Source organism: Streptomyces kurssanovii, assembly GCF_040677245.1.
GTDB lineage: Bacteria > Actinomycetota > Actinomycetes > Streptomycetales > Streptomycetaceae > Streptomyces > Streptomyces kurssanovii.
In genome coordinates this window covers 86,298-94,525 of record NZ_JBFAQK010000026.1, presented here as the reverse complement: position 1 = coordinate 94,525, position 8,228 = coordinate 86,298, and the positions used below count along the sequence as shown (strand labels likewise).

The 8,228-nt window shown below is 70.6% G+C and carries 6 protein-coding genes; 3 read left to right on the top strand and 3 right to left on the bottom strand.

Going from position 1 to position 8,228, the window contains the following annotated elements; translation table 11 throughout:
• Positions 1-120 precede the first annotated feature (120 nt).
• Positions 121-1,266, bottom strand: coding sequence for a glutathione-independent formaldehyde dehydrogenase (locus tag AB0K36_RS19875; RefSeq protein WP_364595918.1), 1,146 nt, complete (start codon positions 1,264-1,266; stop codon positions 121-123).
• A 243-nt stretch (positions 1,267-1,509) separates the two neighbouring features.
• Between AB0K36_RS19875 and AB0K36_RS19870 the strand changes: the two genes are divergently transcribed.
• The 3 genes from AB0K36_RS19870 to glpK all read left to right on the top strand — a co-directional run bounded on the left by AB0K36_RS19870 (position 1,510) and on the right by glpK (position 4,211).
• Positions 1,510-1,698: a hypothetical protein gene (locus AB0K36_RS19870; RefSeq protein WP_159694699.1), complete on the top strand. Its 189-nt coding sequence runs from the start codon at positions 1,510-1,512 to the stop codon at positions 1,696-1,698.
• A gap of 145 nt (positions 1,699-1,843) precedes the next feature.
• Positions 1,844-2,674 carry an MIP/aquaporin family protein gene (locus AB0K36_RS19865; RefSeq protein WP_364595899.1) on the top strand — a complete coding sequence of 277 codons (831 nt, stop codon included), beginning with the start codon at positions 1,844-1,846 and terminating at the stop codon, positions 2,672-2,674.
• Between the two features lie 22 nt (positions 2,675-2,696).
• Complete coding sequence (glpK, locus tag AB0K36_RS19860; RefSeq protein ID WP_364595896.1) at positions 2,697-4,211, top strand: glycerol kinase GlpK; 1,515 nt, start codon at positions 2,697-2,699, stop codon at positions 4,209-4,211.
• Positions 4,212-4,329: 118 nt separating this feature from the next.
• Here glpK and AB0K36_RS19855 read toward each other — a convergent pair whose 3' ends face one another.
• Positions 4,330-5,655 (bottom strand): hypothetical protein, encoded by a 1,326-nt coding sequence (locus tag AB0K36_RS19855; protein WP_364595893.1) that lies wholly within the window; start codon positions 5,653-5,655, stop codon positions 4,330-4,332.
• 108 nt (positions 5,656-5,763) lie between these two features.
• Positions 5,764-8,184: a penicillin acylase family protein gene (locus tag AB0K36_RS19850; RefSeq protein WP_435877891.1), complete on the bottom strand. Its 2,421-nt coding sequence runs from the start codon at positions 8,182-8,184 to the stop codon at positions 5,764-5,766.
• Positions 8,185-8,228 lie beyond the last annotated feature (44 nt).

The window sequence follows — 8,228 nt, the reverse complement described above, 5'->3', positions numbered from 1 at the left end:
GACGCGGTGGGGGGCGCCGGGGCCCCGGCGCCACCGACGGGGAGACCACCGGCCAGCGGCCGCCTCTGCCGGGGCGGCGCCCAGCCACGCCCCGCGCGGCAGGCCGGCCCCCGGATCAGGTCACCGGTTCGGGTGCAGAACGACCTTGGTGTAGCCCTCGACACGCTTGTCGAACTTCTCGTACGCCGACGGCGCCTCGTCGATCGACAACTCGTGGGAGACGACGAACCCGGGCCGAGCGCGCCCCTCGATGATCATGTCGCGCAGCTGCCGGTTGTAGCGCTTGACGTTGCACTGGCCGGTTCCCAGGCGCAGTCCCTTCTCGAAGAGCCTGCCGATCGCCACGAGCAGCATGCCCTTCTTGGCCTGCTCGTCGGGCCCGCCGGGGTCGGCCGGAACGTACAGGCCCGGGATGCCCACTGCTCCCGTCGGCCTGACCGTCTCGACGAGCGAGTTCAGGACGGTCGCCGGCTCCTCGCGCTCCTCGCCGCTGGCCTGGGCCTGGGCCTGGTAGCCCACCGCGTCGATGCCCTTGTCGGTGCCTTCTCCCGCGGTCTGCTCCTTGATCTGTTCCACCGGGCTGCCCTTGGTGAAGTCGACCGGGATCGCGCCGATCTCTTCGGCCTTCTGCAGCCGCTCGGCCACCCGGTCGACGACGAACACCTTCTTGGCGCCGCGCAGCAGCGCGGAGTAGGCGGCCATCAGACCGACGGGCCCGCCGCCGTACACCGCCACACTCTCGCCCGGACGGACGTCGGCCAGCTCGTTGCCGTGGTAGCCGGTCGGGAAGATGTCGGCGAGCAGGACGAAGTCGCTCTCGTTGGCGTCGCCCTCCGGCAGCTTCAGGCAGTTGAAGTCGGCGTACGGCACCCGTACGTACTCGGCCTGGCCTCCGCTGTACGGCCCCATCGCGACGTAGCCGTAGGCACCGCCGGCGAATCCGGGGTTCACGGTCACGCAGAAGCCCGTGAAGCCGGCCGTGCAGTTCTTGCAGAATCCGCAGGCGACGTTGAAGGGCATGACCACCCGGTCACCCTGCTTGAGGGACGACACGCCGTCCCCGGTCTCCTCGATGATCCCGAGGTTCTCGTGGCCGAAGACGATGCCCGGCTCCGCGGCCGTGCGGCCCTCGTACATGTGCAGGTCGGAACCGCAGATGGCTGTCGATGTGACGCGGACGATCACGTCGTTCGGGTGTTGGATCCCCGGCTTCTCCACTTGCTCGACCGCTACTTCGAACGGTCCCTTGTAGACGACGGCCTTCATGCTCACGCACCTCCGCTCGGCACTGCTGCTTCCGTGCCTCTTGTGCATTCGTGCATTCGTGTTCCACCTCATGGTCCGCCCGGTGTTCGGGGAGGGACAAATTGGCTACTGTCGTCTCGTATGCATGTATGCGTCGGCCGCGCAAGCCGTGGACGAAGTAACGGGAAACCCGCGAACCCGTAGAAACCTCGCAGAACACCCGCAGAAGCCCCGAAGAAGCCCCGCAGAAAGAGAACGCGAACAGTGATACGACGCCTCGGAACCCTGCTCGTCCCCGTGTCCGGACTGTCCGGTACCACCTACCCGCCGGGAACCGCTGTGTCGATCAACGGCCGCGGGTCGGCCGTCGACGGTTTCGTCGACGGGGACTGGCTTCCCCTCGCCTGGTGGGAATTCGCCGAGAACCGCGGTGAGGACGCCGTCGAAGGCTGACCCGCCCTTCCGCCTCCCCGCCGCCTCCTCCCAGCTGCCGGTTCCCCGGTGAGCCGCTCCCGAAATGCCGACTGCGCCCGTGCGGGAGAGCATGGCCGGGACGCGGCCACAATCGGCCCGACCATCTGGGCGGGAGGCGCAGAACATGCCGGAACCGACGTCCAAATCACGTCTCATCGCCGAACTCTCAGCCGAGTTCGCAGGCACCATGATCCTCATTCTCATCGGATGCGGTGTCGTCGCACAGGTCGTCGCGGGCGGTGAGCTGACCGACGGGGCGCTGGGCGACCACGACAGCATCGCCTGGGCCTGGGGGCTCGGCGTCGTCCTCGGCGTCTACGTGGCGGCGCGGATCAGCGGCGCCCACATCAATCCCGCGGTCACCCTCGCACTGGCGGCCTTCAAAGGCTTCCCGTGGCGCAAGGTACTGCCGTACGCCCTGGCCCAGACGGCGGGAGCCTTCGTGGCTGCCCTGCTGGTGCGCTGGAACTACAGCGAGGTGCTGGCCAAGGCCGACCCGGGCCACACCGACAAGACGGAGATCGTCTTCTCCACCCTGCCGGGCAACGGCGGGCTCCCGATCAGCCAGTTCGGCGCCTTCCGTGACCAGATCATCGGTACCGCCCTGCTGATGCTGCTCATCTTCGCGGTCACCGACCTGCTCAACACGCCGCCGGGCGCGAATCTCGCGCCCTTCATCATCGGCCTGATCGTCGTCGCCATCGGCATGGCCTGGGGAACCAACGCCGGCTACGCGATCAACCCCGCCCGTGACCTCGGGCCCCGGCTGGCGGCGTTCCTGACCGGCTACGGAGGCGCTTGGCGAGATCAGTACGGCGATCTCTACTTCTGGGTGCCGATCGTCGGCCCCCTGATCGGTGGCCTGATCGGTGCGTTCCTCTACCGCCTGCTGATCAGCCGTTTCCTGCCCGTCGCCGAGCCGGAGCCCGGCCGGGTGCCCACGCCGGACAAGTAACCGGACGACTGAGAGGCCAGCCATGCCCGAGTTCGTCGGGGCGGTGGACCAAGGCACCACCAGCACCCGCTTCATGATCTTCGACCACGACGGCAACGAGGTCGCACGCCACCAGCTCGAACACGAGCAGATCCTCCCGCGCTCCGGCTGGGTCGAACACGACCCGGTGGAGATCTGGGAACGAACCAACTCCACGATGCAGAACGCCGTCCGGCAAGGCTCCCTGTCCGCCGCCGACCTGGCGGCCATCGGGATCACCAACCAGCGGGAGACCACGGTCATCTGGGATCCCACCACCGGCCAGCCGCACTACAACGCGATCGTCTGGCAGGACACCCGCACCGACTCCATAGCCGCGACGCTGGAGCGCGAACACGGCGACCTCATCCGGCGCAAGACGGGGCTGCCGCCGGCGACCTACTTCTCCGGCGGCAAGATCAAGTGGATCCTGGAGAACGTCGACGGTGTCCGGCAGGCCGCCGAGAACGGCCGGGCCGTCTTCGGCAACACCGACGCCTGGGTCCTGTGGAACCTCACCGGCGGTCCCAACGGCGGCATCCACGCCACGGACGTCACCAACGCCAGCCGAACCATGCTGATGAACCTCGAGACCCTCGACTGGGACGACGAACTGCTCGACGTCTTCGGCATCCCGCGAGCCATGCTCCCGGCCATCAACCCGTCCTCGCACCCCGAGGCGTTCGGGACCACCCGCACCACCCGCCCGCTGCGCACCGCCGTACCCATCACCGGCGTCCTGGGGGACCAGCAGGCGGCCACCGTCGGCCAGGTCTGCTTCCGCCCCGGCGAAGCCAAGAACACCTACGGCACCGGGAACTTCCTGGTCCTCAACACGGGCACGGAGATCGTCCGGTCCGGCAGCGGCCTGCTGACCACGCTGGCCTACCAGTTCGGGGACGCACCGGCGGTGTACGCGCTGGAAGGGTCCATCGCCGTCACCGGCTCGGCAGTCCAGTGGCTCCGCGACCAGATGCACATCATCGGCTCCTCGTCCGAGGTGGAGGCCCTGGCCCGGCAGGCGCAGGACAGCGGCGGGATCTACTTCGTACCTGCCTTCTCCGGCCTGTTCGCTCCGTACTGGCGCTCCGATGCCCGCGGCGCCATCGTCGGCCTCGCCCGCTTCCACACCAACGCGCACCTGGCCAGGGCGACCCTGGAAGCCATCTGCTACCAGAGCCGCGACGTCGCCGAGGCGATGGCGCAGGACTCCGGGGTCGCGCTCGACGTACTGCGGGTCGACGGCGGCGTCACGGCCAACGACCTGTGCATGCAGATGCAGGCCGATGTCCTCGGCGTACCGGTCAGCCGCCCCGTCGTGGCGGAGACCACCGCACTCGGCGCCGCCTACGCGGCGGGGCTCGCCACCGGCTTCTGGGAGAGCGAAGACGAACTCCGCTCCCACTGGCACGAGTCGAAGCGGTGGGAGCCGCAGTGGAGCGACGAGGAACGGGAGAAGGGCTACGCGGGCTGGAAGAAGGCCGTGGAACGCAGCCTCGACTGGGTCGAGGTCGAATAGCCGAAACGGCGAAGCGCCCTGGTACGACGTCCTGTCCGCGTCCGCCCGCGCTTCGATGAGCAGCCGGTCGTTCGACGTCAACGGCCGGGCACCGGATCATCGCGGTGCCCGGCCGGGTTCAACGGCCGACCCCCGCCCCGTAAAGACTGAGCGTGCCCATGTCGTTGCAGCTCACATCGCGCAGAGCGCACTCCTCACCCGGGTTCCGCACGCCGTCCGCGCGCAACTGGGCGACCACCAGGTGGGCGGCCCGTCCGGCGGACTCCTCGGTGACCTCGGGGAATCCGGCACTCCACTGCCGGCGTTCGCGGCGCTGCCAGCCGATCTCCCGCATCGCCGCGGCCTTCTCGGCGGAGTCCTCCTCGGCCCGGTCCGAACGGTAGGCCCGCAGTCCCTCCTTGGGATCGAACCCGAGCCGCACGCTGTCACGGCCGTTCTGGCTGATCACGAAGCCCGTCCAGTCCAGACCGACCTGCGGTGGCAGGTGTTCCACGAGCGAACCGAGCAACGCCGTGAGGGCATCATGGAGATGGTCCAGGCTCGGCGCCAGCCGGCCACCCGGGTACACGTCGGGCGCCCAACCCGGGCCGCCGCGGTCCAGTTGCCACAGGTAGGGCAGGTGACGGAAGTCCGACGGCTCGTCCGCGCTCCACGGCCCGCCCCACTTGAACGTGCGGTGCTCCTCCTCTTCCCACTCCTCGGTGTCGTGCACCTCCAGCAACACACCCGCTCGGTCCCCGGTGAGCATCAGCACCCGCCGCTCGTTCCGCCAGCGGACGCCGGGGCCCTCGGCCGATCCACCGTGCAGCGTCGGGAGGCCGATGCGGCCGACGACGGCGTCGTAGAACTCCCCGAACGCCGACCTGCGCTGCGCGAGCGTGTCGCCGGGCCCGTAGGACAGAACCCGCTCCCGCTCGCCGGGCTTTCCTCCGTCGTGCAGCTCCTCGGCGATGTCCGCCGCGGCGCCATGGAGCGGCGAGACCGGGTGCACCGCCAGCCGGCCGGCCCGCCGGTTGCTCTGGAAGATCACGGTGTGGCGCTCCCCGCGCCAGCGCAGCCCGGGGGCGCCACCGCAGTCCTCGTACCGCACCGGGTCGCCGACCGAGGCAAGTGCCTCCGCAAGATCGGCGGTTCGGGCGGCGGCCGCACCACCTGGCGACGGCCGGTAGCCGTGGTCGAGCAGATGTATCCGGCCGTAGGTGTAACGCGTGGACTCGAAACCGAGCTTGCCCGCCTCGAGCACCAGGCGGATGCCGGGCCGGCCGGGAGTGACCACCACCTGCCCGTCGTACACCTTGCCCTGCTCCCACCCCGGCCGGGAGGCCACCAGCTCCCTGACCGTGGCCAGCTCCCAGTCACCGAAGTCTGCCTCCAGCAGCTCGGTCACCGTGTGGACGGCGTCGTCGTGGTTGTCGTGATGGTCGCGCGACGTGCTGTCAGTCATGGGCAGATGGTGGCATGCGGCACCGACACCGGCGGCGGCGGACCCGACCCGGGCCGGTGCGGGCCCGGGGCGGGCCGGGACCCGCACCCGGACCCGCCTCCGGCCGGGTCACCGGCGTTCGCGCACCCGCACCACCTTCAGCTCCGGCGAGCGCATGATGTCCCGTTCGCAGAACCGCGACGTCACCCACCGCTCGCCGGAGAACAGTGCCGTCTGGTCCCGGTAGTGCGGCGAGGCCGGGTTGGACGACTGCGAGTACGTCAGGAGCGTTCGGGCCACCGGGCAGCGGCCGCCGTCCCAGCCGACGGCCTGGATGTGGCTCGACCCGTGGGCGACCTCGGTGTAGCCGCCGCCTGCGGCGTTCCACACCGCCTCGATCTTGTTCCACACGCCGAGCGACTCCGTCCCACCGTGGACCGGATGCCGCCTGCCGTCCCGCAGGACGGACTGGTGCTGCCCGAGCGGCGCGTCCAACGCGATGCCGGCCGCACGCAGCTCGTTCACCGCGGCGGTGAGCGCCTTGGCGAAGGCGGGTGATCCGGTGTCGAGGGAGCGGGGCGTGGCGACGGGGTCGGCCGCGGAGAACGGCACCTGCCACAGTTGCCCGGACGGCACCGACGACGTCAGGGCCCGCCAGAACCGGTCGAAGAGCAACGCACCCCGGCTGCCGGTGTCCATGGACCGGTCCCAACGCTCCAGCACACCGCACGCCTCCGCCAGGTCCGCGGACAGCTCCTCGCACGCGCGCACGGTGTCGGCGACGGCGAGGTCCGCGGCCGGTACCCGGTCGGCGAACTGCTGCCGCTGGAGGTCGGCGACGGTCAGCCCGCCCTTGTCCGCCATCGCGGCGACGTCCTCGATCGCACCCCGGGTACGCAGCGACCGCGGCGTCCCGACCGTGCCGAAGACCCGCTCGTACCCCGTCAGGGGCCGGTCGGCGTTGCTGAGCCACGCGCTGTCGTTGGAGTTCTCCGCGTACGCCGCGTCCTTCAGCGTGGGCATCCGGGACGGCCCGAAGACGCCCGGCTGGACGGCGTCCTGGTCCCGGCCGAGCCCGCAGTCGCCGCGCGAACCGTCCAGCACGGCGACGCCGGAGGCCGGGTACGTCACCCGGCCCAGCGGCGTCGAGCAGCGCTGCGTCAGTTCGTCGGTGATCCGCGGCAGGACCTGCGACTGGGTGAAGAGCGTGCGGCCGGCGGAGTCCGCCGCGATCGTGTTCACCCACGGCAGCCCCTGGGTGCGCCGCAGGCCCGCCAGCATGTCGTCCGTCGACCGTGCCTTGCCGAAGGCCAGCGCCGTGTCGGAGGCGCGCATGTTGGCCGCGTTGGGGTCGTTGAGCGCGTACGCCGTCGAAGCGGACCAGGGCAGCGGCAGCGACGCGCCGAGGGAGGTCACGACCGGTCCGTAGCGGGTCCAGTACTGCGTGCGGGTGACGGAAGTGCCGTCCTTCAGCGGGACGGTGACGGACCGTTCGGTCATCCGCTCGCGCTTGCCGTCGACGAGATACACGGTCGGATCCGCCGGGTCGAGCGTGAGCTGGTGCAGGTTCAGCGTGACACCGGTCGCGACGGTGTGGCTCCAGGCCACCTTGTCGTTGAAGCCGATGTTGACCAGCGTCGTGCCGAGGAGTGAGGCTCCGGAGACGTTCAGCTCGCCCGGGATCGTCTGCTGCGACTGCCAGAAGCGGCGGCCGCCGTGCCAGGGGTAGTGGGGATTGCCCAGCAGCAGTCCGCGCCCGTTCGCCGTCACGTCACCGCTGAACGCGACGGCGTTCGACCCCATGTCGGCGCTCTCGGCGGCGAACAGTTCGCGGGCCGCCCGCGCTGTCGCCCGGGCGTCCGGTGCCGGCACGTGCGCGGCGCCGGGCGGCTGCGCGGCGGTGATGCCGTCGATACCGCGGCCCTGGCCGCCGAGGACGGAGACGGCGAAGCCGCGGCGGGCCACGTCGAGGGCGGTCACGGGTCGCACCCAGTCGGCGCCCCGGCAGGCGGGGTCGGTGACGCGGTTCTGCTTCAGCCAGGCGTTGTAGCCGGCGGCCCACCCGCGCATCAGCTCCTTCACCTCCCGGCCGGGACCGGCCGGCGCGGGGACGGCGAGCAGCTTCTCGACGGTGCGGGCCTCGCGTATCCCGCGGAAGTACAGGTCGCTGGAGAGGTTCTTCGTCGCGGAGGAGAGGGAACCGTCGGGCGCGGCGTCCGCGCCGAAATGGCGCGAGCGCTCGCCGCGTACGGTGAGGAAACCGTCGGCCAGGACGCACACCTGGTCGGCGGCCTGCGCCCAGCCGGTGCCGAAGCCCAGACCGGCGTAGTCGCGCGCCACGATGTGCGGAATGCCGTGCTCGGTGTACCGGATCACGGCGGACAGAACGCCGCCCGAAGGATGCCGGCCGGGATCGTGCGCGGCCGCCTGCGGTGTCACGGCGGTCGCGACCGTCACCAGTGCGACACCGGTGAGAGCGAGCCTTGCAAAGCGCGTACGGAAGAGCAACGTGCCTCCCAACGGGGCTGCGGACCTTACTGGTTGGTACATGCAGTCAGCCAACGCCCCCGCTGTCAACATCCCGTTCGGTATCC